This is a genomic window from Tardibacter chloracetimidivorans, from assembly GCF_001890385.1.
In the GTDB taxonomy this organism is placed as follows: domain Bacteria; phylum Pseudomonadota; class Alphaproteobacteria; order Sphingomonadales; family Sphingomonadaceae; genus Tardibacter; species Tardibacter chloracetimidivorans.
Map to the genome: position 1 here is coordinate 3,142,720 of NZ_CP018221.1, position 23,982 is coordinate 3,166,701.

The following is a 23,982-nucleotide window of genomic DNA, read 5'->3' on the forward strand; positions in this document are numbered from 1 at the left end:
CGTCAGCGCGAATAGCGCCCTTCCGCCACCCAGTCGGCCGTCAGCGCGCCGGCGATCTCCAGGTCTTCGGGGAAATCGACCTCGGCCCATTCCAGCCCCTCGATCGACACGGTGTTCACCGTGCGCTCCTTGGCGATCATGTCGATCGCGCGCAGATACCATCGCTGCACGCCGTCGGGGGTGCGCATCATCCTTTCCACCTGCTCGCGGAAAATCCGCGGCCCTTCGCCGACGAAGGCCAGCATGCCGATCGATTCGGCATTGGCCTCGCCGGGCGGCAGGCGCTTGCCTATGGAGATCAGCCGGTCGCCCTCGCGGTGGACCTTCATGTCGTCGCTGTCATAGTCGGGCTTCACGTCGACCGTGACATTGATCGAGCCGCTCGCCCCGGCGATCAGCCGTCCGACGATTTCGTCGGAGACGATCGTATCGCCGTTCAGGATGATGAAGTCGCGGTCCATGGCGTGCCGCGCGATCCAGCATGTGCCCAGATTGTCGGCGACCTTGAAGAAGGGATTGAAGATCACCTCGAACGACGCCCCGCCGATCGTCGCCAGATGCGCTTCCACCACCTCCGTGCGAAATCCGGTGACGACGGCGATGTCGCGGATGCCGTTCGCCTTCAAGGCTTCGATCTGCCATTCGATCAGCGTGCGGCCGTTAAAGTCGATCATGCACTTGGGCATGTCCGCGGTCAGCGGAAGCAGGCGCGAGCCCTGCCCTGCGCTCAGGATGATGGCCTTGCTGATCGTCATGAAAGTGAAACCCTGAATATGTTAGCCGTAATGGAAAGCTGAGCCTCTAGCTACTGTCGATGGCATAACAAAGGCAGTCTTGGGATCAGTATAAGGCCGCTGATTTAAGGACTGGCAGCAGTCCATTTTGAACATAATGGCCGCTCCAGTCGTTTGTTTCAGGTGCGTAATCAGTGTTGCGTCCGGGTGCTATCGCCATTGCGAACTATGATTTCCGCTCAAGCGGGACCGTGGCCAAATCCATAGAAATTGCAACAGCCGCCGTGGAGGCCGGGTTGCCTGCCCAATTGTGGGCGGTTCGAGAGGATGGCCCGTTCAGGGAACGGGTGCCCGGCAATGTCCCGGTCGTTCAGGTCGGCTCGTCGGCAGCCATGCCCAACCGGGCGATCGACCTGGTCCAGAATATAAGATTCCTCGGATCGGAAATAGGTAAAAGGAAACCCGCCGTATTCCTGAGCGGTGGCAACCACATGCACTTGCCTGCGAAATTTGCCTCCCTGCTCAGCGGGCACAGGCAGCGGATGCGGCTTGGCCTTCGCGCAAGCAATTCCTCGGTGAGGACGGGGGGTGGCAGGCTTGCCGGGCTGTCCCGCCCGACATTGACGAAGTTGAAGTATGACAATGCCGATTTCGTCGTCGCCGTTTCAAAGGAGCTGGCGACCGAAATCGGTCAGATCGGTTTGGGGGATGTGCAGTGTATTCCTAACGGGGTGGACGTCGCGCGCGTCCGCCGCATGGCAGCGGAACCGTTCGTTCACCCCTTTCTGACGGAAAAGAACAGGTCGCAGCCGGTGCTAGTGGCTATGGGCCGGATCGCGCATCAGAAAGGTTTCGATGTTCTCATCCGGTCGCTGGCCTGGTTGAAAGTGAAGTACAAGGCGAAACTGCTGGTCATCGGTCATGGAAGCGCAAAGAATGTCGATCGGCTTCGGGCTCTCGCTTCAAAGCTGAATCTGTCCGACAGTATCGATTTCCTCGATTATCAGGCAAACCCATTCGCGATCATGAGCAAGGCGGACATGTTCGTCAGTGCGTCAAGGTGGGAAGGGGCCAGCAATGCCTTGAACGAAGCCCTGATCTGTGGCCTGCCCATCGTCGCCACGGATTGTCCGGCCGGTGTTCGTGAAGCGCTTGAAGGTGGAAAATTGGGAACCCTTGTGCCGGTGGACGATCCTCGCGCCCTTGCGCGAGGCATCATCGCCGAGCTTGAAATGGATCGCGGACTCGCGCTCGCCTCGGCCGTGAACAGGCTCGATATTTCATTCAGCCTGTCGTCCTGGGTCGATCTGCTTGCGCGTGAAGTACGGCTGGCGGACGACCAGCCAAAATGACCGCGCCTGCCAAGCGGATCGCCTGGTTTGCGAAACGCTATGATCCCGTCATGGCCAGCATTCGCCTGCGTCTGCTGGGGCCGATGGCCTATCTCCGGCAATCGGGACTGGACGTCGTCACCTTTTCGTCAGGTGATTGCTGTCGGCATCTTGATGCGATCATCCTCTCCAAGCATTTTTCAGAGGAAGCGATTGCGGTTGCCCGTGAAATGCGAATCCGGGGGCAGCCGGTCATATTCGATATTTGCGACAACATATTCGAGGGAAAGAAGCGCATCGACAAACAGGCGCGGCTTGCACGCCTGCGCGAAGTGCTGTCGCTGTCTACGCACATCGTCTATTCAACGCCTGTTCTTGCTGCGCAACTTGAATGTCACACATCGGGCCTCCCGATCAGCAAATGGGTGATACCCGACCAGATCGACATGCCGCAGACCGGGACGGCTGCCTGCCTCAACCCCGGCGAGCGATACGAGTTGTCCCGCTGCGCGCTTTCGTCGCCGCCCATCCCGAAGCACTGCATTGCGTCTGGTTCGGCAAGAGCCAGGGCAATATGGCAGGCTTTTCACATCTTGATGCCGCGGTCGTCCATCTCAGACATTTCGCACGGCACAGGCCGGTGACATTGACCTTTATCAGCAACTCGCGTCTCAAATATCTGAAGGCCAGGCTGGGGTGGCGAGGGGTTCCAACCCATTACATGCCCTGGGCGATGAACAGCTTTTACGAGGCGCTCTCCGTCCACGATGCCGCAGTCATACCCGTAGAACGGAACGGCTATACAATCGGGAAGACCATCAATCGGCCCGCCACTGCGATCTTGGCCGGACTGGGTGTCATAGCGGATTCGATCGACGCTTATGAAGAGCTGCGGCCGTTCATAGCATTGGACGATTGGCAGGGAGGGCTAAGGCGCTACTCCGCGTGCCCGCCCGCGGGCGACCTGCTTCTTGACGCGGCAAGGTCTCACCTCAATCTGCGCTACAGCGCCGACGCTGTCGGCAGGCAATGGCATGAATTGCTCCAGCAGGCGCTTGCCCAGACCGCCTGACCGGAGGGCATAACGACGTCAGCCGGCCTGCAAAGCCGCCCGCTTGGCGGCCCTGCCCATCAGCAGAAGCCCAACGACCGCAACGGCCAAAGTGGCTATCGCCGCCCCGATGGTGCCGAACCGGGGGAGCAGGATCGTCAATATGACGACCAGCAGCACCGCGTTGAACAGGCGTATTTTGACCGACCAGTTCATCCGCCCGGTCGCCATCAACAGCGGTTCATAGGTAACCCCGATGAGGTCGATGGCGGCGGCGATACCGAGCAGCACCAGCAGCGGATAAGCGGCCTCATATTCCGGCCCGGCAAGCAGCAGAAGCAGCGGCTTGCCGATGAAGACGACGATTATCGCTATCAATATGCCGGTTATGATCGCGAGCAGGCTGGCGCGGCTGAACAGCGCGCGCAGGCTTTCGGCATCGGCATTGGCGCGCACCTTGACCAGTTCGGCGAAGATCGACTTGGAAAGCAGGCCCGCGATCTTGGTCAACGAAGCGCTCAACTGGTTGGCGAGGCGATAGAGGCCCGCACTTGCAGGGCCGACGAAGCCCCCCACCAGCAAAACGGCGAGGTGGCGGGTTGCGCCGCTCACGCTCGTGCTGATGTTCGTCGCGACCAGATAGCGGAGTATTTCCGGCTGATCGTGGCGCGCCGTCAGGAAGCGGCGGCCGCTCAGCCTTCCCGTTCTTTCCCGAATGGTCTTGAGCGCGAGATACCAATAGGCGACAGCGCACAGCAGTTCGGCGCCCGCCCATGCAATCAGGAAGCCGCTGATGCTCGGTCCTGTCAGCCAGACCGCCAATGCGCCGATCATCCGGCCGACCGGCACCATCGTTTCGGCAAATGCACCGGCGTCGAACCGGTCGAACAGGCGCAGAATGCCGGTCGGCGTGGACCGGATGGTAAGCAGCATCACCATGCTGAAGAGCGTTGCCTGAACGGCCATGTCGTTGGTCAAGCCCAGTTCGGGGCCGAGCAGGAACGCCACGGCCATTGCGATCAGGCTGCCGACAATGGCGCCGCACAGATCAAGTGCTATGCAAAAGAAAAACAATCGGCCGAACTTTTCATGGTCGCCCGACGGAACATATTCCTGCCCATATCTGACGATGATCTGCCAGGTTTCGAAGCTGATGATGATGCCGATGGTCTGGGCGGCGCTTAAAATCAGCGAAAAAAGCCCAAAGCCTACCGGCCCCAGCGTTCGGGTCACAATCGCCAGGTAGAACAGGCTCAGAACGGCACCCACACCTTTTCCGGTGAGGAGCCAGCCTGTGTTCTGCAAGATGCTGCGAAGCGAGCTGTTGTCTCGCAGTCCTCTGACAAAACTTGCAAATCTTACCCGGTGAATAGCCAAACGCCTTCGTTGCACTGGAGAAATTCGGGCTCGCAATAGTCGAGCCACACCCGATTGTCGATCTTTTCGCCTTCCCGCGTCACGACGCGCTATGATCCGTATCGTGTCGCTGAATCATCGTCGATGATTGAATGATGAGAAGAACCGATGTCACGCAAATTCCTGCTTCCGTTTGCCGCTGCCCTTGTTCTTGCCGGTCAGGCCCACGCCGCCGGACGCTCCTTCAGCGTCACCGGCTTCGACAAGCTGAGGGTGGAAGGGCCTTATACGGTCGATGTGCGGACCGGGGCCGGCTCGTCGGCGCGCGCCAGCGGCGATCTGCGTGCGCTGGACCGGTTGAGTGTCACCGTGCAGGGGCGCACCCTGATCGTCCGGCCCGACCGTTCGGGCTGGACCGGCTGGCCGGGCGAGCGGCCCGGCGGCGAGGTGACGCTCAGCATCTCCACACCGTCCCTGTCTTCAGCGGCGCTCAACGGCTCGGGCAGCGTGTCGATAGACCGCATGGCGGGTTCGCGGATCGATCTGTGGGTGTCGGGATCGGGCAATGCGTCGGTCGCTGAAATCGAGGCCGACAGGCTGGACCTCAGCCTTTCCGGTTCGGGCAAGGTCGTGCTCGCGGGCAAGGCCGCGCAGGCGCGGGTGACCGTGCTCGGGGCGGGCAATGTCGATGCGCACGGCCTCACCGTGGCCGACGCCGATGTCACCATGGCGGGCGCGGGCGATGTCACGCTTTCCGCCACCCGCCGGGCGACGGTGAAGGCCGAAGGCGCGGGCAATGTGACGATCGGCGGCAGTCCCGCCTGCGCGGTCGCGGGCAGGGGGCAGGGGGTGGTCCGTTGCGGAAAGTGAAGCGATCTAGCCCGGCAAGCCGACCAGTGTCGCAAGGCCCAGGAACGAGAAAAAGCCCATGATGTCGGTCATCATGGTGACGAACACGGCGGACGACACCGCCGGGTCCACCTTCAGCCGGTCCAGCGTCAGCGGCACCAATATGCCTGAAAGCCCGGCGATCAGATTGTTGATGACCATCGCCGCCGCGATCACGCCGCTCAGCTCCGGCTCCCGATAGATGATGTAGACGCCTAGCCCGATCAGCACGCCCAGCGTGAAGCCGTTGGCGATCGCGATCCGCAGTTCGCGCGTGATGGTGCGGATGGTGTTGGACTGGGTAAGCTGGTTGGTGGCGAGCGCGCGCACCGCGACCGCCATGGTCTGCGTGCCCGCATTGCCGCCCATGGAGGCGACGATCGGCATCAGCACGGCAAGCGCCACCAGCCGCGAAATCGTGTCCTGAAACAGCGACACCACCCCCGAGGCGAGCAGCGCCGTCCCAAGGTTCACGATCAGCCAGGTCTGGCGGGTCTTCACGGTTTCAAGGAACGGCCGGTTGATGTCGCCGTCGCCCGCACCCGAAAGCCGGGTGATGTCCTCGCCCGCTTCCTCCTGAATGATGTGGACGACGTCGTCGACGGTGATCATGCCCACCAGCCTGCCCGAACTGTCGACCACGGCGGCCGAGATCAGAGCGTATTTCTGGAAGCGCAGCGCCACTTCCTCCTGGTCCATGTCGACCGGGATCAGCGTCTGTTCGCGCTGCATGGCGTCGGCGACCGGAACCCAGCGCGGCGTCCGCAATATCCATGACAGCTTCAGCGCGCCGACCGGGCGGTGGCCGGGGTCGACCACGAACACCTCCCAGAAATCGGTCGTGAGTTCGGGGTTTTCGCGCAGATAATCGATGATCTGGCCGACCGTCCAATGCTCGGGCACGGCGATCAGCTCGCGCTGCATCAGTCGCCCGGCGGATTCCTCCGGATAGGACAGCGCTGCTTCGATGGCCGCGCGATCGTCGGCGGGCATGGCGCGCAGCACTGCGCGCTGCTCTTCGGCCTCCAGATCCTCGATGATCGCGACGGCGTCGTCGGTGTCGAGCTGGGTGGCGAGGTCGGCCACTTCATGCGGGGCCAGCGCATCGATCAGGTCGTCGCGGACCCAGTCGTTCATTTCGGCCAGCACGTCGCCGTCCAGACGCGGGCCAAGCGCCGCCGCCAGCCTGCGCCTGCGGTCGCTGTCCAGCAGTTCGAACAGATCGGCTATGTTCGCGGGGTGGAGCGGCTCGACCAGTTCCTGGACGTGGGCGGCGTCTTCCTCGTCCAGCCCTTCGATGATCGCGTCGACGAACGCCGGGTCGAACATGTCGTCATCGGCAAGCGGCGACGACGCGGGGGCCGCGTCGACGGTTTCGGTCAGGTCTTCGTCGTCGCGCTGTTCGGCCATGTCGCGGTTATAGCCCGGCGATTTGCGGTTGCCAGTCCATTCGGGACGGCAAGGAAATGATTTGGCGGGCTGTTTCGGGCTTTAGGATCGGGGCCCTAGGCGGCGGCGCGGTGGCCCATCGCCTCGCGCACCTTCGCCTCAAGCGCGCTGATGGTGAAGGGCTTGTGGAGAATAGGCGTGGTGCCCAGCAGTTCCGCCCCCCGGCCGCCGGCATCCTCGACACTTCCCGCATAGCCGGTCGTGAACATCACGCTCAGTCCCGGCCGCACGTCGCGCGCGGCAAGCGCAAGCTCGGGGCCGGTCATCTCCGGCATCACGACATCGGTCAGCAGCAGGTGGATCGACGGGTCTTCGGCGAGCCGGTCCAGCGCCACGGCGCCGCTGTCGGCCTCGACGACATTATATCCCAGCTCCTGAAGGGCAGCCATGGTCGATGCCCGGACGCGCGGCTCGTCCTCCACCACCAGCACGGTCTGCGCGTGCTGCGACTGGGGCTGTTGCACGCGCGGCGGCGGGGCCGGCAGCGACACCACGCGCGGCTGCGCGGATGTGTTGCCCGCATGGCGCGGCAGGAAAAGGGTGACGGTGGTGCCCTCACCCTCCACCGAATCGATCGACAGTTCGCCGCGCGACTGGCGGACGAAGCCGTAGATCTGGCTCAGGCCAAGGCCGGTTCCCTTGCCCACGTCCTTGGTGGTGAAGAAAGGCTCCAGCACGCGGTCGATCACATGCTCGGGAATACCCGCGCCCGTGTCGCTCACTGTGATGACGATATAGTCGCCGGGCGACAATGTGCCCCGCCCCGCAGTGGTGCTCTGGGCGATCGTCCGGTTTTCGGCGCTGATCGTCAGCCGTCCGCCCAGAGGCATTGCGTCGCGCGCGTTGACCGCCAGGTTCAGGATCGCGCTTTCTAGCTGGGTGGGGTCGGTCCACACCGGCCAGGCGTCGTCCGCGACCGTCATCTCCATCTCGATCTGTTCGCCGAGCGTGCGCGACAGCATTTCCGACATGCCCAATATCATCGGGCCGACGGCGACCCCTTCCGGCTGAAGCGGCTGTTGGCGGGCAAAGGCGAGCAGGCGTTGGGTGAGCGACGCGGCGCGGTTCGCGCCTTCCATCGCGTTCACGATATGGCGCTCCATCTCGGCGGTTTCGCGGGTCAGCCTGCGCCGCGCCATGTCGAGCCCGCCGATCACCACCGCAAGCATGTTGTTGAAGTCGTGCGCGATCCCGCCCGAAAGCTGGCCGATCGCGTCCATCTTCTGCATCTGGCGAAGCTGCGCCTCGGCGGCGGCGCGCTCTTCGGCCTCCGCCCTCAACCGCGCATTGGCGTCGCTCAGCTCGGCCGTGCGCGCGGCGACCGCTCGCTCCAGCTCGGCGGTGCGGCGGCGATGCGCCTGCACGCGCCGTTCGGTGTCCCGCCGCGCGGCGACGGCGCGGACGGCTGTCCAGCCCAGCAGGCCCGCCGCCGCGATCATCATGACGCCAAGCGCAGCCAGCGCGCTGTCCAGCAGGTTGGACCAGTCCGTCATCGAATTGGCGTGATCCCGGCGCGCTGACAGGCGGTCGCGCTCCTCCTCGCCGATCCGCTGCAACACGCGGCGCATCTGCGTTCCGGTGCTGGTGGAGCTTTCCTCGTCAAAAGCGTGAAAGGCCGCCCATTGCCGCTTGTAGGTCGCAAGATTGGCCGGGCGCGCCAGTTCCTCGCCCCTTTTGCGGTACAGCGCCTTCAGTTCGGTGATCGGCTGGCGCTGGCGTGGATTGTCGGCGGTGAGCTGCGTCACCCGGATGAGCAGACGCCCGGCCTTCAGCCACTCGTCATAATAGCGGGTGCCGTCGCGCGGATCGCTGGAGACGACGAACATGCCCAGCGACGCCTCGGCGCGCGCCACCGCCGTTTCAAACGATCCGGTGGCGACCAGGACGTCATAGGTGTGGCGTTCGGCCTGGCCTGCCTGTTCGCGGGCGTCGTTCGCGCGGAACAGCAAAAGCACGATGGAGATAAGCAGAAACGCGAACAGCGCTGCGGCATATGACGCCCAGCGCCCAGGCTTTCCGTTCGGCAGGCGTTCCGACGTGTCCGACATCGCGTCTTCTCCTTGCCCCTTGGCGCCGGAGATAACGCCCGATGGTTAATAAATCCTTCCCATCCTGCCTTCGGCGCGGGCAGTCGTTAGGCTGCCCTTGAGGAGAGATAACCCGTTGCCGCACCCGCCTTGGCGAAGATTTCGAGGATCTCGTCCACCTGTTCGTCGCTATGCTCGGCGCACAGCGAGCAGCGCAGCAGGTACATGCCCGCCGGGGTCGCGGGCGGACGCGCCATGTTGACGTAAAGGCCCAGCTCCAGCAGCGCCTGCCACAGGCGGACGGTGGTTTCCTGATCGGGCAGGATGATCGCGATGATTGCCGATTGCGCGGTCTCGGTGCCAAGGGCGAATCCCAGGTCGCGCAGGCCATGGTGCAGCCGCCGCGAGTTCTTCCAGAGGTGCGCGCGCTTCTCGCCCGCGTGCATCAGCTTGCGGATAGATGTCGCGGCGGTCGCGACCACCGACGGCGGTAGCGATGCGGTGAACACATAGGGACGGCAGACCAGCCGCAGCACCTCGAACTTCGGATGGTTCGATACGCAGAAGCCGCCGACGGTCCCCACCGATTTGGAAAAGGTGCCGACGACGAAATCCACCTGGTCGGCGACGCCCGCTTCCTCGAAGACGCCGCGCCCATGCTCGCCGAAAAAGCCCATGCCGTGCGCTTCGTCCACCAGCACCATCGCGCCGTGCTTCTTGGCGACGGCGACCATCTCCTTCAGCGGCGCGATATCGCCCAGCATCGAATAGACGCCTTCAAGGATGACGAGCTTGCCCGCTTCGGCGGGAAGGCGGCCGAGGCGCTTGTCCAGATCCTCGACGCTGTTGTGGCGAAAGCGGACGATGTCGGCGTTCCCAAGATAGCAGCCGTCATAGATGGAGGCGTGGCTGTCGGCGTCGAGGATGATGTAGTCGCCCTTCGCCGCCAGCGTGGAGACGACGCCCAGGTTGGCCTGGTATCCGGTCGAAAAGACGATGGCGTGATCGGTGCCGTAGAAGTCCTTCAGCGCGTCTTCCACCTCGCGGTGGCCCTGATAGGTGCCGTTCAGCACGCGGCTGCCGGTGGTGCCCGATCCATATTCGTCCAGCGCCTTCTTGCCCGCCGCGATCACATCGGGGTCGAAGGTCATGCCCATATAGTTGTAGGTGCCCAGCAATATCGTCCGCTTGCCGGAGATGATCGCCTCGGTCGGCGACACGACCTGTTCCATCACCAGCGAAAACGGGTCGCGGACGCCCGAATCGAGCAGCGCCTGACGCTCTGCGATGAGCGCGTCGAACTTTGAAAAGAGATCGGTCATTTCGCGAGCTTCGCCACTGCATCGGCAAGCTGGCCGATGGTTTCAAGTTCAGGCAGCATGTTGAGCGGCAGGGTGATGTCCCATTCGTCCTCGATCGAGGCGACCAGATCCATCACCTTCAGCGAATCCAGCTCCAGGTCGCGGGCGAAGCTGGTGTCCTCGCCAAGCGTCACGCCCTTTTCGTTGAAGGGTTCGATCAGTTCGACAATGCGGGCGAATATCTGGCTGCGATCGGTCATCGGGCGTCCTTAGCGGTATCGTGCACCCATTGCCAAGCAATTGGGGCAGGATGCGGGCAGGCTTTGGGCGCGGTTGCGCGCATCAATTTGCTTGAGCTTCGACGGTGCTTGGGCAAATTGCTGGCGGGGTAACGGGCGATGGGAGTTCTGTTGATGAAAAGAGCGGTGGTTTTCATTTTGGGCGCGGCGGTGCTGCTTGCCGGGTGCAACACTTTTGAAGGCGTGGGCAAGGACGTGCAGTCGGTCGGCCGCACGGTGGAAGACGCGGCGAACTAAAGTTCGCTAGAGCCAGCCTTTTTCCCGATACCAGGCGGCGACGGCGGCCAGCCCCGCGGGCGTTTCGATCGCGGGCGACCAGAACGCCGCATCGGGGCGCCGCTCGGCGGTCGCCACCCAGTCGGGATGGCAGAAATAGCGGGCGCGGTCGAAACTGAGCTTGGGCAGTCGTCGGTTGAGCCGCGCCCAGCCGGTGTCGATCGCAGCGCCAAGCGTGAGCAGGGGGGCGGGCATCGGCAGGCTGCGTGCCTTGCGTCCCACCGCATCGGCGATGGCTGTGGCGAATTCGTGATGGCCCCAGCCGCCGGGACGGTTGTCGTCCGGCTCCAGCGTCAGGTGCGAGGGCGCTCCCGGCCCTGCGAGGAGGAGGAGCAGGTCGGCAAGGTCGTGCGCATGGATCAGCGACAGCCGCCCCGCCGGGGGCAGCAGCACCAGTCCCCGCGCCGCCATGCGGAACAGCTCCAGGCTCTCCCGGTCGCCGGGGCCATAGACGGCGGGAGGCCGCACGATCGCCCAGTCCAGCCCGCTTTCCGCCATCAGCTTTTCGCTTTCCGCCTTTGACCGGCCATAGGCCGAAAGCTCCGGCTCGCGCGCCGCAAGCGAGGAGACATGGACGAAGCGCCTGACATCGGCCGCTGCTGCGGCGGCGATCATCGATGCGGTGCCCGCCACGTTACCGGCGATGAACCCCGCCTCGTTGCGCGCGTTGATGACGCCTGCGACATGGATGACGGCGTCAGCGCCCTCGACCAGTCGCCCAAGGCTGCCCGGAAGGTCCAGCGCGCCCTCGATCCAGACGATGCCGGGCTGGGCGGGCTGCGGCTGTCGGGTCAGCGCGCGGACGGCATTGCCCTGCGCGACTGCGCGTTCGGCGAGGTGGCGTCCGACAAAGCCGGTCGCCCCGGTGATGGCGATTGTGGTCGTCACGCGGCACTGATGCCCGGTCCCGGCGCGCCGGGCAAGCGCCGAGGTCAGCCGAAGTTGCGGCGGACGACGTTCGGTTCGCCTTCGGGTTCGCTCACCAGAGCGTTCGCCTGCGCCGCCGACATGGGGTGGGAGAAGAAGAAGCCCTGCACCTGGCCGCAGCCAAGGTCGCGCACGCTTTCATATTCTTCCTCGGTCTCCGCGCCTTCGGCCGTGGTTTCCATGCCGAGGCTTCCCGCCATCGCCACGATCGCGCGGATGATGGCCACGCTTTCGTCGGAGTTCTGCGCCGCGCCGCGCACGAAGCTGCGGTCGATCTTGATCTTGGAAAAATTGGCCTTGCGCAGATAGCCCAGCGACGAATAGCCGGTGCCGAAATCGTCGAGCGCAATGCGAACGCCGATCGCCTCCAGCTGGTGCAGCGTCGCCAGCGTATAGGCGTTTTCCGCGAGGAACACGCCCTCGGTGATCTCCACCTCAAGCCGCGTCGGCGAAAGCCCGTTCTTGCTGAGCGACGAGAGGATCACCGTCGTCAGGTTCGGATTGGCGAATTGCAGCGGCGACAGGTTGATCGCCAGGCGGATATTGTCCGGCCAGTTCACCGCCTCGGCGCAGGCGGAACGGATCACCCATTCGCCGATGGAGGTGATGAGGCCCGCTTCCTCGGCGATCGGCACGAACTTGTCGGGCGGCACTTCGCCAAGGGCGGGGTGGGTCCAGCGCAGCAGCGCCTCGAATCCTTCGATCTTCTGCGTGTGGGACGCGATGATCGGCTGATAGGCAAGCGTCAGCTCGCCGTTCTTCAGTGCGGAACGCAGCTCGGTTTCCAGCTGGCGGCGTTCTTCCGCCTCGCGGTGCATCTCGGGCAGGTAGCGGCGCACCACGCCGCGTCCGGCGTCCTTGGCGCGATAAAGCGCAAGATCGGCGCTGCGGATCAGATTGTGCGCGCTTGCGCCGTCGCTTGGCCCGAAGGCGATGCCAATGCTCGCGCCGATCGACAGCTTGTGGCCGTCGATCTCGTAAGTATCCGAAAGCCGGTCGATCAGCCTTTCGCCAAGCTCGATCACCGCCTTGTCGTCGTCCGCCTCGCGCACGACGATGGCGAATTCGTCGCCGCCCAGGCGGCCGATGCGGTGGCCGTCGTCGGTCGAATCCTCGATCCGGTGGGCGACTTCGCACAAAAGCTTGTCGCCGATCTGGTGGCCCAGCGTGTCGTTGATCGACTTGAACCGGTCCAGGTCGATGAACATCAGCGCGCAGACGCGCCGCAGCCTGTGCGCGCGGATCAGCGCTTCTTCCAGCCCGTCCATCAGCAGCGCGCGGTTGGGCAGGCCGGTCAGCGCGTCATAGCGCGCCATGCGGTTGATCTTGTCTTCGGACAGCCGGGCTTCGGTGATGTCCGACCCGACGCCACGGAAGCCGCGATGAATGCCGTCCTCGTCGACGATCGGCTGGGCGGAAAGCTGCCACCAGCGCGGCTGCTCATCGATCATCACCGGCACCACCAGATCGGTGAACGGGGCCTGGCTTTCGATCTGATAGGCAAGGGTCTTGAGCGCCAGCGGCCGCATCGCCGCCTCATCGTCGCCGCCTGCGATCAATGTCACGAAATGGCGGCCGACGAGGTCGTCCGGTTCGCGCCCCAGCATGCCCGCCATGCGATCGGTCAGATGCACGAGACGGCCCTCGCTGTCGATCTGCCACAGCCAGTCGCCCTGTGCCTCTTCATATTCGCGCAGCAGCAGCGTGATGGTCGCGTTCTTGTCCTTCAGTTCGGCCTCGTCCAGCCGCGCGGCGATGAATGCGCGCGCGTGCTGCACGATCACGCTCGCCATGCAGGCGGCAAAACCGGCGACGACGGCCGCGTTGAGCAGGTTCGACTTCAGCAGCAGGCCGGTGATGAGCGCGCCCGTGAGCAGGCCAAGCTGGGTGAGGCACATCACGGGCGCGGAGAACAGCAGCACCGTGCTCGCCATCATCGCCGTGCTCACCAGAAACACGGTCAGCGCCTGGTCGGCGTTCGTCAGGTCGGTGAGGAAGATTGCCGGGATCATCCAGAGAAGATTCGGTATGGCCAGAACGGCGGTGGCCGCCCAGATGCTCTGCACCCGCGCCCGCCCGCGCGCTCCGCCAAGTTCTTCGGAACGCAGGGCATTATGGCAGGCGATGCTCGCCGCGATCACCAGCCCGCACCAGGCTGCAAGCGCCGCCACTCCATAGGCGTCGCGCAGGGTGAGCGCGAGGCAACTCGCGTAGACGATCGACATCGCCATCTTCAGCGACAGGAACTGCTGGCTCGCCTGAAGCTGCATCGCGCGCACCTGGTCCCACAGGGGGTCGCCATCGTGCGCGATCCCTAGCAGTTGCCGGAGCGAAAGCGGCCTTCTGGGCGAGGAATTGATGGTCTTTTGCGTCATGACGGTCCGAAATGGCTATGCTGCGTCAGATTAGGACGCCAATGTTAACAAGTCGTTCCTCACCGCTGGGCCAAATATCTTGTCGGACAGATTGAAAAGGTTAAGAAAATCTTGGGCACTCCCCGCGCTGCTTCTGCTTTTGGCCCTGATGCTGGCGATTTTCCATGCCGGGTGGCGGCAGGCGATGGAGCGGCCGCATCCGGTCAGCTACGCCTTGCCGCGCGGCGGTTCCGGCGGTTCGCCACCGCTGACCATCGCCTTTCTGTCCGATACCCATGCGGGCGTGCCGGACATGCCGCCGGAGCGGCTGTCGAGGATCGTCGATCAGGTGAATGCGCTCGCGCCCGACCTCATCCTGCTTGGCGGCGACTATGTGAAGGGCTCGCCCTTCGGCATGGGCGACATTCCCGCCGAACGGGCGATCGCGCCGCTCCATGGCCTTCGCGCCCGGCTGGGCGTGATCGCGGTCCTCGGCAACAACGACTGCGCGGACGGGCAGGATGACCGGATCGCCGGGCTGCTCCGCACAGGCGGTATCCGGGTGTTGCGGAACGATGTCGCGCTGCTTCCGGGCGTTTCCGTGCTGGGCGTGGACGACGTCATCCACTGCAAGGGCAATCTCGGCCCGGCGAAGATCGCCTATGACAAGCAGATGAGGTCGCGCGCGGGCGAGCGGGCGCGGGATTTCGTCATCCTCCTCGCGCATGAGCCCGCCTTTGCCGCCTTCGCCCCCGATTACGCCGATCTCATCCTGGCCGGGCACACCCATGGCGGACAGATGTTCCCCGCCCTGACCGGGCGGTTCGTCGCTCATCAGAACAAGCTGCCCGCCGCGCGCGGCGCAATGATGGTGAACGGCATACCGCTTGTCATCACCAGCGGCGTCGGCACCAGCAACCTGCCGCTCAGGGTCGGCGTGCCGCCTGAAATCGTGCTGCTGCGGATCGGTCCCGGCTGATCCGGCCGGTCAGGCCGCCACGTCCAGCGGCTGAATCTCGCCCGATAGGTAGAGATTGCGCGCCTTTGAACGGCTGAGCTTGCCCGAAGAGGTGCGCGGCAGCGTCCTCGGCGGCACCAGCTCCACCACGCAGGACATGCCGGTGATGGCTCGCACCTTGTCGCGGATCGCGTCGCGCAGCCGCGCGCGCTCGGCCATGTCGCTCGTCCGGCACTGGACCAGCACTGCGGGCGCTTCCTCGCCGCCGGGCGTGGTGATCGCAAAGGCGGCGATGTCCCCGGCCTTGAAGCCGGGAAGCTGCTCGATCGCCCATTCGATGTCCTGCGGCCAGTGGTTCTTGCCGTTGACGATGATCATGTCCTTGGCGCGGCCGACGATGTAGATATAGCCGTCGGCCATATAGCCCATGTCGCCGGTGTCCAGCCATCCGTCCTTGAGGCAGGCTTCGGTCGCTTCCGGATCGCGGAAATAGCCGATCATCACCGATGGGCCGCTGCAATAGATGCGGCCGATCTGCCGGTCGCCCAGCACCGCGCCGTCGTCGTCGCGGATCTCCACCTTCATGTCGCGCACCGGGCGGCCGCAGTTGACGATCGCGCGATAGCGCACCGGGCGGTCGCCATGCGCGTCGGGCGCGCCGGAAAGCAGGGTTTCCTCCACCAGATCGGTCAGAATGCCCTCGCCCGGCGGCATGATCGACACCGCAAGCGTCGCCTCGGCCAGGCCATAGCTCGGCAGAAAGGCGCCGGCCTTGAATCCGGCGGCGGAAAAGGCATCGACGAACGCCTGCATTACATCGGGGCGGATCATGTCCGCGCCATTGCCCGCCAGCCGCCAGCGCGACAGATCGAACCGGCTCAGGTCGGACTGGCCGCCGATGCGGCGGGCGCAGATGTCATAGCCGAAGGTCGGCGAATAGGAGATGCTGGTGCCCGTGTTGCGGCTGATCAGGTCGAGCCACGACAGCGGACGCCGGGCGAAATCCTCGGTCGCCAGATAATCGACCGACACCTGGTTGGCGATTGGTGACAGGAAGCAGCCGACCAGCCCCATGTCGTGATACCAGGGCAGCCAGGATATGCAGCGGTCGGTGTCGATCACCTGCATCCCGTGCGAATGGGCCGCAAGATTGTTCAAAAGCCCGCGATGGCTCACCGCCACGCCATGGGGAAAGCGGGTGGAGCCGCTTGAATATTGCAGATAGGCCGTTGCGTCCGGATCGGCCTTGGGAAGCGCCGCCTCGCTGGCGTCGCGCGCGGCGAGTTCGGCCCAGTCCAGCGCCTCGACCGCGCCCGTGGCGGCGGCTTCGGCCACCATCGCGTGCAGCCCTTCGGACGAAAGCACCATCGTCGGGTCGGAACTGGAAAGCTGGACGCGGATCTGGTCGATATAGGCCTCGCGCCCGCCAAAGGAGGTGGGCAGCGGCAGCGGCACCGGCCATGCGCCGGCATAGATCGCGCCAAAGAAGCTGGCGGCGAACTCGGGGCAGGTCTCGGCGATCAGCGCGATCCTGTCGCCCGGCCTGATGCCCGCCGCGATCAGCCGGTGCGCCATGCCGATCGCATCGGCGCGCAGTTCGCTGAACGGATAGGCGCGCCGGAGCGTGCCCCGCGCATCGTGGAAATTGAGTCCGCGCCGGCCGCGCGCGGCATAGTCCAGAGCCTCGCCCAGCGTTTCGAAATCGGCGAAGCGGCGGACGAGATCGTCCTCCGTCGGCGTCGGCGCGAGTGAAGCGGTCTGATCTGCCATGGCGGCTTCACCGGCAATGTCAGGCGCGTGCAGCAAGCGATACTCCCTATTGGCCCCGTCGCGCCGGCATTGACGCCGCCGGCGCTATTACACCGGATTGTTCCATTTGCACGCCTAGACGTTCAAAATCCGGCTCCACTGTGGCAGGATCATGGCGCATGGACAGCGATGCGAAGCCGGGCCGCAAGGGCCGCCCCCCGCTTGGGCCGGGAGAGCTCGACGCCATGGCGCTGCGCTATGTCGAACGCTATGCGACCAGCGAGGAGAAGCTGGCCCGCTATCTGAGGCGCAAATTGCGCGAACGCGGCTGGGACGGAGAGGATGCGCCGCCCGTCGCAGCGCTTGTCCAGCGGCTGGCCGGGCTTCGCTATGTCGACGACCGGCAGTTCGCCGAGGCGCGCACCCGGTCGCTCGCCCGCCGGGGCTATGGCCGCCGCCGGATCGGGCAGGCGCTCGCGGCCGATGGCATAGCGCCGCAACTGCGCGAGGACGCCGCTGCCGATCTGGACGAGATGGAGTCGGCGCTGGCGCTCGCCCGGCGGCGGCGGCTCGGCCCCTTCGCGGAGGCCGAATCCGGTCCCGAAAAGCGGCGAAAGGATCTCGGAATCCTGCTCAGAGCCGGGCACGGAATGGATGTCGCCCGCCGAGTCGCGAACGCCGCGACCGTTGAGGAACTCGAAATCGAGGCCTGATGCAGTTTTTGCATGCTGCGGCGCAGCTAGGACGCGAGCATGATACCCAGAAAGAAGAGGGTGATCAGGCTCAATAGCCCCGCCCACACGACGGGCGGAGCACCGCCGTCGTCCCCTTGGGGACCAACTGGCTGAAAATCCTTGTCTTCCGGTCGCTTCATGCCGTCATGCCCATCTCGTTTCTCCGGCCCGCAAGCGCGTAACCGGCGGTCGTCGCGGCGCCAAGCCCGCGCTCCGGGGGAGTAACATTGCCACGCCTGTTCGCAGCGGCGGGAACGCTATCCCGGCAAATCCGTCCGGGAAAGAAATTTTGTTAACAGAAACGGCTGCGCGTAATAGACTTTGCGGCCCACGGTCTGAACTTACGGGGGTAAAATGGACGGACCGCAGTTAGTCGCTCTTGGTGTTCCAGAGGGTGTGTTGGAAAAAGGCGCTTCGTCCGCAGGGCAAGGTTCGCAGTCCTGCGCTGAAGGCGTCGACAATGAAACCGTCGAGGGTGCCGTCAAATGGTTCGACACCGCCAGAGGCTATGGCTTTCTGGCGGCCGACGACGGCAAGGGCGATATCCTCATTCATTTTTCGGTGCTGCGCGAGATCGGCCGGCGAAGCCTGCCCGAGGGCGCGCGGGTGCAATGCCTGGCCCAGTGCGGCGCGCGCGGGCGGCAGGCCCGGCGGGTCCTGTCGTTCGACTTGAGCTGCGCGATCGGTCCCGATCCCGACGAGGCGATGCGGCGGTCGAGCAACCGGACCGATCCGATGGCGCTGGTCGAAGAGGCGGGGCCGTTCGAGCCGGTGACGGTCAAATGGTTCAACCGCCTGAAAGGCTATGGCTTTCTGACACAGGGGCCGGATTCGCCCGATATCTTTGTCCATATGGAGACAATCCGTCGGGCGGGCCTGGCTGAATTGATACCCGAGCAGCCGCTCTCGGCGCGAATCGCATCCGGCAAGCGGGGACCGCTGGCGGTTGTCGTGGAAGCGGCGGCCATCGATTGAGCCGGCCGCTGCCGCGCGCCGCTGCGGCGCTGCTGCTGCTGTTTCCGTTATTGGCGGTGGCGTGCCAGCCGCCCCTCATATCGGCCGCAGCGGAAGACCGGCCGATCCCTGCCGCAAGCGAGCTTACGACCGCACCGCTCGCCATCGTCACCGGCAAGGGCGCCTTTTCCTTTGTGGTGGAGATCGCCCGTAGCGAGGCGGAGCAGGCGCAGGGCTTGAAGCATCGCCGGCCGCTGGCCCCGGATCGCGGCATGATCTTTCCGATGCGTCCGGCGCGGCTCGCCAGCTTCTGGATGAAGGACACGCCAAGCCCGCTCGACATCATCTTCATCGCGCCCGGCGGCACGGTCGCGCGCGTCGCCGCCATGACGAAACCCTATTCGCTCGATCCGATCGATTCGGGCGTGCCGGTGGAGGCGGTGCTTGAAATCGCGGGCGGCCGCGCGGAGCAGATCGGTCTCCAGCCCGGGGATCGGGTGAACTGGCGCGATCCGGGCGGCGAATAGGGTTTCCGTCCACGCCGCGCTTGCCAAAGCCGCGCGATCAGGGTGTAAAGCGCCCGATCGCTCCAATGGATGAAAAGGCAAGCCGCGCGTGGGACTCTTGAAGCGCATATTCACCTGGTGGGATGGGCCGACACTCGGCACGCAGCTCCATACGCGCCGGTTCGGCCGCCGCGTCGGGCAGGATGCGCAGGGCAATGTCTATTATGAGGCCAAGAAGGGCGGGCGGCGCTGGGTGATCTACAACGGCCCGGCCGAGGCGTCGCGCGTGCCGCCCGAATGGCATGGATGGCTGCACCGCACCACCGATGTGCTTCCCGAGGATGCCCCGATTCAGCCGAAGAGCTGGGAAAAGCCGCATGTTCCCAACATGACGGGAACCGCGCTCGCCTATGCACCCAAGGGCTCGCTCAGCGTTGCCGGAGAGCGCGCCCGCTCGACCGGCGACTATGAAGCCTGGACGCCCAACTGAGAGAATATCCGATGCGTGTCGTGTTGAAGGAAAATCTGGTCGAGGCGCTGATAGGCGTGCTTGTCGTGGCCGTCGCCACCTGGTTCATCGTCTTTGCCTATGGCCGCACCGGCGGTGGGGCGCGGGCGGGCAGCTATCAGGTGGCCGCCCTTTTCAACGATGCATCGGGGGTCGGCGTCGGCACCGATGTGCGCGTCGCGGGGATGACGGTGGGGCAGGTGGTTGCCTCGTCGCTCGACCCGGAGACCTGGCAGGCAAGGCTTACGCTTTCGATCGATCCGAAGGTGTCCGTCCCGGCCGACAGCAGCGCCGTCATCACGTCGGAAGGAATCATGGGCGGATCGTTCGTCGCCCTTGTGCCCGGCGGCGATCCCGTACCGCTCAAGGACGGCGATCTCATCATCGACACCCAGGGTTCGGTGGACCTGCTCAGCATGATCGGCCAGTTCATCAACCAGTCCGGCGGGATCGGCAAGAACGGAAATGGCGGCGGCAATGCCGCGGATGATGCGGCCGGGGCCATGGCGGATACGCCGATGGACGCCGCGCCTTCCGGCGAGCCGGCGCTTCCCGCCACGCAATGAGGTTACGCCGCCTTCTGCTGGCGCCAGCCGCGCTTGCGCTTTCGGGACAGGATGCCGCCGCGCCGGAAACCCCGGCCCCAGCCCCTGCGTCCGCTCCAGCTCCAGCGCCCGCTCCAGCACCCCGGGCGGCCGATGCCCCGCGCGCCGCGCCCCGGAAGGTCACGCCGATGGCCGAGCGGGTCGCCACGCTCGCCGTGCTCAACAAGCAGAACGGCAAGACGCAGGAACTGAAGATGCGACCCGGCCAGGCGGTGCGGTTGGGCGGCATCATCGTCCGGCTGAGGGCGTGCGAAACGACTCCGGACTGGGAAAAGCCGAGCTTCACCGGCGCGTTCATCCAGGTGGACGTCGCCGACCCCAAGGGCCAGTTCCGCCGCGTCTTTTCAGGCTGGACCTACGCCGAGACGCCGTCGCTCAACCCGGTCGCGCACCAGGTCTATGACGTCTGGGTCAAAAGCTGCGCGATGCGCTTTCCTGAAAGCGCGCCGGAACCGGCGGCATCCCCGCCGCCCGCCGCGCCTGCCGGAGCTTCCAGCGAATCCAGCGCGCCGAAATCGGCGGGCGTCGCCACCGCCTCCGACAACAGCGACTGATAGGCGTTGCGCGGCACCTCGATGGTGCCCATGCTTGCCAGATGCGGCGTCAGGAACTGCGTGTCCAGCAGCTTGAACCCGCCGACACGCAGCCGCGCCACCAGCCAGGCCATCGCCACCTTGGAGGCATTGGTCCGCCGCGTGAACATGCTTTCGCCGAAGAACGCGCCGCCCAGCGTCACGCCGTACAGCCCGCCCGCCAGTTCGCCGTTCAGCCAGCATTCCACCGAATGGGCGTGGCCGCGCGCGAACAGCTTTTCATAACCCTCGATGATCAGTTCGTTGATCCATGTTTCCGGCCGGTCGGGCTTGGGCTCCGCGCAGCCGCGCATGACATCGGCGAATGCCTTGTCGGCGGTGACGGTGAACCGGTCCGATTTCAACGCCTTGGCGAGCGAATGCGAAAGATGAAAGCTGTTGAGCGGAAGGATACCGCGTCTTTTCGGCTCGACCCAGAACACATCGGGCGCGTCCCGGCTGTCCGCCATGGGGAAAACGCCAACCGCATAAGCTCTCAGCAGCAGATCAGGATCGAGCGTCGTCATTTTGTCAGCGCCGAGATTAACGCATTTATCCGTTAATGCTCAATCCTGTTTGAGGGTTCCCGGCCAGGCCGGCGATGAACCGGCTCAAAGAATCTCGGTCACTTTTTCCTTCGGGCGGCAGAGCCGGACGCCTTTTTCGGTTTCCACCAGCGGTCGCTCGATCAATATCGGGTGGCGCACCATCGCATCCAGTATGTCGTCGTCGCCGACGTTCGGATCGGTGAGCCCAAGGTCTTCGGCAGGCGTGCCGCGCACCCTCAATCCGTCGCGGGGAGTTATTCCCGCCCGTTCATAGAGCGCCTTCAACGTCTCGCGGGCGGGCGGGTTCTTCAGATATTCGACCACCTTCACCTCGACGCCGGGCGTTTCCTGCAGGATCGCCAGCGTGTTGCGCGACGTGCCGCAATTGGGATTGTGATAGATGGTCGCCTTCATGCGCCGGGTTCCCTCATTGGCCGGTATCCTTGGCCAGCCACTCCTCCAGCCATTTTATCGTATAGTCGCCGGAGAGGAACTCCGGATCTTCCAGCAGCGCCTGGTGCAGGGGAATGGTGGTCTTGAACCCGCCGATCACATATTCCTCCAGAGCGCGGCGCAGGCGGCGGATGCAGCCTTCGCGGTCAGACCCGTAGACGATCAGCTTGGACACCAGGCTGTCGTAATAGGGCGGCACGTTGTAGCCGGTGTAGAGCCCGGAATCGACGCGCACGTGCAGCCCGCCCGGCGCGTGATAATCGGTCACCTTGCCGGGTGACGGCGCAAAGCTGCGCGGGTCCTCGGCGTTGATGCGGCATTCGATGGCGTGGCCGCGAAACTCGATCTGGTCCTGCGTCACGCTCAGCGGTTCGCCGGCGGCGACCCTGATCTGCTCGCGCACCAGGTCCAGCCCGGTCACCATCTCGGTCACCGGATGCTCCACCTGAAGCCGGGTGTTCATCTCGATGAAGTAGAAGCGGCCTTCCTCGTACAGGAACTCGATCGTCCCCGCGCCGCGATAGCCCAGCTTCGCCATCGCGTTCGCCACGATCCCGCCCATCTCGTCGCGCTGGGCGGCGCTGATGACTGGGGAGGGGGCTTCCTCCAGGACCTTTTGGTGGCGGCGTTGCAGCGAGCAGTCGCGCTCGCCCATGTGCACGGCGTGGCCATTGCCGTCGCCGAACACCTGGAACTCGATATGGCGCGGATTGCCCAGATACTTTTCCAGATAGACCGTATCGTCGCCGAATGCGGATTTGGCTTCGCTGCGCGCCTGGGCGATCAGCGTCTCCAGGCTGGCCGCGTCTGGCACCACCTTCATGCCGCGTCCGCCGCCGCCGGCCGCCGCCTTCACCAGCACCGGATAGCCGATCTCGTCCGCGACCTTCAGGGCTTCATCGATCGAGGTGATCGGCCCGTCGGACCCGGGCACCAGCGGCAGGCCCAGCCCGGCGGCGGTGCGCTTCGCCTCCACCTTGTCGCCCATGATGCGGATATGTTCGGGCTTGGGGCCGATCCACACCAGCTTGTGCAGTTCGACGATCTCGGCAAAGCGGGCGTTTTCGGAAAGAAAGCCATAGCCGGGGTGAATGGCGTCGGCATGGGTGATCTCCGCCGCCGCGATGATGTTGGGGATATTCAGATAGCTATCGGTGGCCGATGGCGGGCCGATGCACACCGCCTCGTCCGCCAGCCGCACATGCATTGCGTCGGCGTCGGCGGTCGAATGGACGGCCACCGTCTTGATTCCCATCTCGTGCGCGGCGCGGTGGACGCGCAATGCGATCTCGCCGCGATTGGCGATCAATATCTTGTTGAACATGCGACTGCCCGCCTATTCGATGATGACGAGCGGCTGATCGAACTCGATTGGCTGCGCATTCTCGACCAGAAGCTGCGCCACCCTGCCGGCCCTGGGCGCGGTGATCGGGTTCATCACCTTCATCGCTTCCACGATCAGCAGCGTGTCGCCCGCCTGCACCTGCGTGCCTTCGGCGATGAACGGCGCGGCGCCTGGCTCGGCGGAAAGATAGACGGTGCCGACCATCGGTGATTTGACCGCGCCCGGATGATCGGCTGCGCTCTCCACCGCGACTGCCGCCGGCGCGGCCGGAGCCGCTGCGGCCGCTGCCGGTGGGGCGGAGAAGTGGACGGGGGCCGCGCTCAGCGTCCGCGCCACGCGGATGCGGCGGTCGCCGTCCTCAACCTCGATTTCGCTCAGGTTGCTTGCGTCGAGAAGTTCGGCAAGCTGCCGGATCAGATCGGAATCGACCTTCATGGCTGCGCCCTTGGCCGTGGAATCGGTCATTTGAACCCCTGCTTTACTTATGACTCTCGCTCAAGTCCGGTTTGCGCGCATCCCTGTCAGATGCGGACCGCCGCGTCCAGCGCCAGAAGATAGCCGGTCGCCCCGAAACCGGCGATCGTGCCTTTCGCAGCCTGGCCGACGAAGCTCTTGTGGCGAAACGCCTCCCGCGCGTGCGGGTTTGAAAGATGAACCTCGATCACCGGCACGGTAATCGATTTGATCGCATCGTGAAGCGCCACCGATGTATGGGTATAGCCGCCCGGGTTGAGGATCACCGCCTTCGCGCCGCGCGCGTTCGCCTCGTGCAGCCAGTCGATCAGATGGCCTTCATGGTTGGACTGGCGGCAGTCGACTGACACCCCCAGTTCCTGCGCCCGGTCCTCCAGCTTGCCGGCGATGTCGTCCAGCGTGTCACGCCCGTAGATCTCCGGCTCGCGAAGGCCCAGCAAGTTCAGATTGGGTCCGTTCAGGACAAGGATGACCGGCTTTTCATCGGCCATTGGACCAGGCTCCCATATTGCGATGCAGCGCCTTATAGATGCGGCTGGCCGATATGCCTAGAGTCCGACCGGGACTCTGCGCCTTTACGGTT

26 protein-coding genes and 1 pseudogene are annotated in these 23,982 nt (G+C 64.8%); 12 read left to right on the plus strand and 15 right to left on the minus strand.

Features of this window, described 5'->3' with window-relative positions; translation table 11 throughout:
• Positions 1 to 2: 2 nt before the first annotated feature.
• Positions 3 to 755 (minus strand): phosphocholine cytidylyltransferase family protein, encoded by a 753-nt coding sequence (locus BSL82_RS16320; RefSeq protein WP_072598316.1) that lies wholly within the window; start codon positions 753 to 755, stop codon positions 3 to 5.
• 230 nt (positions 756 to 985) lie between these two features.
• On the opposite strand from BSL82_RS16320, the gene BSL82_RS16325 reads away from it, so the two are divergent.
• The 3 genes from BSL82_RS16325 to BSL82_RS16335 are packed head-to-tail and all read left to right on the plus strand — an operon-like array spanning position 986 to position 3,137.
• Positions 986 to 2,086: a glycosyltransferase gene (locus BSL82_RS16325; RefSeq protein ID WP_158010977.1), complete on the plus strand. Its 1,101-nt coding sequence runs from the start codon at positions 986 to 988 to the stop codon at positions 2,084 to 2,086.
• Entirely contained in the window at positions 2,083 to 2,709 is a 627-nt protein-coding gene (locus BSL82_RS16330) for a hypothetical protein (RefSeq protein WP_072598318.1), read from the plus strand. Before BSL82_RS16325 ends, BSL82_RS16330 begins: the two co-directional genes overlap by 4 nt.
• Entirely contained in the window at positions 2,706 to 3,137 is a 432-nt protein-coding gene (locus tag BSL82_RS16335) for a hypothetical protein (protein ID WP_158010979.1), read from the plus strand. Before BSL82_RS16330 ends, BSL82_RS16335 begins: the two co-directional genes overlap by 4 nt.
• A gap of 18 nt (positions 3,138 to 3,155) precedes the next feature.
• Here BSL82_RS16335 and BSL82_RS16340 read toward each other — a convergent pair whose 3' ends face one another.
• Positions 3,156 to 4,508, minus strand: coding sequence for a lipopolysaccharide biosynthesis protein (locus BSL82_RS16340; RefSeq protein WP_418361259.1), 1,353 nt, complete (start codon positions 4,506 to 4,508; stop codon positions 3,156 to 3,158).
• Positions 4,509 to 4,640: 132 nt separating this feature from the next.
• On the opposite strand from BSL82_RS16340, the gene BSL82_RS16345 reads away from it, so the two are divergent.
• Positions 4,641 to 5,342, plus strand: coding sequence for a head GIN domain-containing protein (locus BSL82_RS16345; RefSeq protein ID WP_072598320.1), 702 nt, complete (start codon positions 4,641 to 4,643; stop codon positions 5,340 to 5,342).
• Positions 5,343 to 5,348: 6 nt separating this feature from the next.
• Here BSL82_RS16345 and mgtE read toward each other — a convergent pair whose 3' ends face one another.
• From mgtE to BSL82_RS16365, 4 genes are all read right to left on the minus strand, one after another.
• Positions 5,349 to 6,770, minus strand: coding sequence for a magnesium transporter (gene mgtE / locus BSL82_RS16350; RefSeq protein ID WP_083579263.1), 1,422 nt, complete (start codon positions 6,768 to 6,770; stop codon positions 5,349 to 5,351).
• Between the two features lie 95 nt (positions 6,771 to 6,865).
• Positions 6,866 to 8,857: an ATP-binding protein gene (locus BSL82_RS16355; protein WP_072598321.1), complete on the minus strand. Its 1,992-nt coding sequence runs from the start codon at positions 8,855 to 8,857 to the stop codon at positions 6,866 to 6,868.
• Between the two features lie 86 nt (positions 8,858 to 8,943).
• Positions 8,944 to 10,158: a serine palmitoyltransferase gene (gene spt / locus BSL82_RS16360; protein WP_072598322.1), complete on the minus strand. Its 1,215-nt coding sequence runs from the start codon at positions 10,156 to 10,158 to the stop codon at positions 8,944 to 8,946.
• Entirely contained in the window at positions 10,155 to 10,397 is a 243-nt protein-coding gene (locus tag BSL82_RS16365) for an acyl carrier protein (protein WP_072598323.1), read from the minus strand. Before BSL82_RS16365 ends, spt begins: the two co-directional genes overlap by 4 nt.
• Before the next feature lie 153 nt (positions 10,398 to 10,550).
• Here BSL82_RS16365 and BSL82_RS16370 point away from each other — a divergent pair, with 153 nt between their 5' ends.
• Positions 10,551 to 10,673, plus strand: coding sequence for an entericidin A/B family lipoprotein (locus tag BSL82_RS16370; protein WP_158010981.1), 123 nt, complete (start codon positions 10,551 to 10,553; stop codon positions 10,671 to 10,673).
• Between the two features lie 6 nt (positions 10,674 to 10,679).
• Here BSL82_RS16370 and BSL82_RS16375 read toward each other — a convergent pair whose 3' ends face one another.
• Entirely contained in the window at positions 10,680 to 11,600 is a 921-nt protein-coding gene (locus tag BSL82_RS16375; protein ID WP_072598324.1) for an NAD(P)H-binding protein, read from the minus strand.
• A 44-nt stretch (positions 11,601 to 11,644) separates the two neighbouring features.
• Positions 11,645 to 14,014 (minus strand): putative bifunctional diguanylate cyclase/phosphodiesterase, encoded by a 2,370-nt coding sequence (locus tag BSL82_RS16380; protein WP_072598325.1) that lies wholly within the window; start codon positions 14,012 to 14,014, stop codon positions 11,645 to 11,647.
• A gap of 148 nt (positions 14,015 to 14,162) precedes the next feature.
• Between BSL82_RS16380 and BSL82_RS16385 the strand changes: the two genes are divergently transcribed.
• Positions 14,163 to 14,972, plus strand: coding sequence for a metallophosphoesterase (locus tag BSL82_RS16385; RefSeq protein ID WP_072598326.1), 810 nt, complete (start codon positions 14,163 to 14,165; stop codon positions 14,970 to 14,972).
• Between the two features lie 9 nt (positions 14,973 to 14,981).
• Here the strand turns inward: BSL82_RS16385 and BSL82_RS16390 are convergent, their stop codons facing one another.
• Positions 14,982 to 16,721: a fatty acyl-AMP ligase gene (locus BSL82_RS16390; RefSeq protein ID WP_072598849.1), complete on the minus strand. Its 1,740-nt coding sequence runs from the start codon at positions 16,719 to 16,721 to the stop codon at positions 14,982 to 14,984.
• Between the two features lie 158 nt (positions 16,722 to 16,879).
• On the opposite strand from BSL82_RS16390, the gene BSL82_RS16395 reads away from it, so the two are divergent.
• Entirely contained in the window at positions 16,880 to 17,413 is a 534-nt protein-coding gene (locus BSL82_RS16395; protein WP_072598327.1) for a RecX family transcriptional regulator, read from the plus strand.
• A gap of 26 nt (positions 17,414 to 17,439) precedes the next feature.
• On the opposite strand, the gene BSL82_RS21575 is transcribed toward BSL82_RS16395, so the two are convergent.
• A complete protein-coding gene (locus BSL82_RS21575) occupies positions 17,440 to 17,574 on the minus strand; it encodes a hypothetical protein (RefSeq protein ID WP_257786808.1) in 135 nt (44 codons plus the stop codon).
• A 214-nt stretch (positions 17,575 to 17,788) separates the two neighbouring features.
• On the opposite strand from BSL82_RS21575, the gene BSL82_RS16400 reads away from it, so the two are divergent.
• The 5 genes and pseudogenes from BSL82_RS16400 to BSL82_RS21485 all read left to right on the plus strand — a co-directional run.
• Positions 17,789 to 18,409 carry a cold-shock protein gene (locus tag BSL82_RS16400; protein WP_083579265.1) on the plus strand — a complete coding sequence of 207 codons (621 nt, stop codon included), beginning with the start codon at positions 17,789 to 17,791 and terminating at the stop codon, positions 18,407 to 18,409.
• On the plus strand, positions 18,406 to 18,915 hold the full coding sequence (locus BSL82_RS16405; RefSeq protein WP_083579266.1) for a DUF192 domain-containing protein: 510 nt from the start codon (positions 18,406 to 18,408) through the stop codon (positions 18,913 to 18,915). Before BSL82_RS16400 ends, BSL82_RS16405 begins: the two co-directional genes overlap by 4 nt.
• An 88-nt stretch (positions 18,916 to 19,003) precedes the next feature.
• Positions 19,004 to 19,384 (plus strand): NADH:ubiquinone oxidoreductase subunit NDUFA12, encoded by a 381-nt coding sequence (locus BSL82_RS16410; protein ID WP_072598329.1) that lies wholly within the window; start codon positions 19,004 to 19,006, stop codon positions 19,382 to 19,384.
• An 11-nt stretch (positions 19,385 to 19,395) separates the two neighbouring features.
• Positions 19,396 to 19,968, plus strand: a complete 573-nt coding sequence (gene mlaD / locus BSL82_RS16415) for an outer membrane lipid asymmetry maintenance protein MlaD (RefSeq protein ID WP_072598330.1) — start codon at positions 19,396 to 19,398, stop codon at positions 19,966 to 19,968.
• A 233-nt stretch (positions 19,969 to 20,201) separates the two neighbouring features.
• Positions 20,202 to 20,369 (plus strand): annotated as a pseudogene (locus tag BSL82_RS21485) (DUF2155 domain-containing protein); the annotation flags it as partial.
• Positions 20,370 to 20,404: 35 nt separating this feature from the next.
• On the opposite strand, the gene aat reads toward BSL82_RS21485, so the two are convergent.
• From aat to aroQ, 5 genes are all read right to left on the minus strand, one after another.
• Positions 20,405 to 21,106, minus strand: coding sequence for a leucyl/phenylalanyl-tRNA--protein transferase (gene aat / locus BSL82_RS16425; RefSeq protein WP_072598332.1), 702 nt, complete (start codon positions 21,104 to 21,106; stop codon positions 20,405 to 20,407).
• An 84-nt stretch (positions 21,107 to 21,190) separates the two neighbouring features.
• Positions 21,191 to 21,541: an arsenate reductase (glutaredoxin) gene (gene arsC / locus BSL82_RS16430; RefSeq protein ID WP_072598333.1), complete on the minus strand. Its 351-nt coding sequence runs from the start codon at positions 21,539 to 21,541 to the stop codon at positions 21,191 to 21,193.
• A 13-nt stretch (positions 21,542 to 21,554) separates the two neighbouring features.
• Positions 21,555 to 22,904 carry an acetyl-CoA carboxylase biotin carboxylase subunit gene (accC, locus tag BSL82_RS16435; protein ID WP_072598334.1) on the minus strand — a complete coding sequence of 450 codons (1,350 nt, stop codon included), beginning with the start codon at positions 22,902 to 22,904 and terminating at the stop codon, positions 21,555 to 21,557.
• Positions 22,905 to 22,916: 12 nt separating this feature from the next.
• Entirely contained in the window at positions 22,917 to 23,390 is a 474-nt protein-coding gene (gene accB, locus BSL82_RS16440) for an acetyl-CoA carboxylase biotin carboxyl carrier protein (RefSeq protein WP_072598335.1), read from the minus strand.
• Between the two features lie 56 nt (positions 23,391 to 23,446).
• On the minus strand, positions 23,447 to 23,890 hold the full coding sequence (gene aroQ / locus BSL82_RS16445) for a type II 3-dehydroquinate dehydratase (RefSeq protein ID WP_072598336.1): 444 nt from the start codon (positions 23,888 to 23,890) through the stop codon (positions 23,447 to 23,449).
• Positions 23,891 to 23,982: the final 92 nt, after the last annotated feature.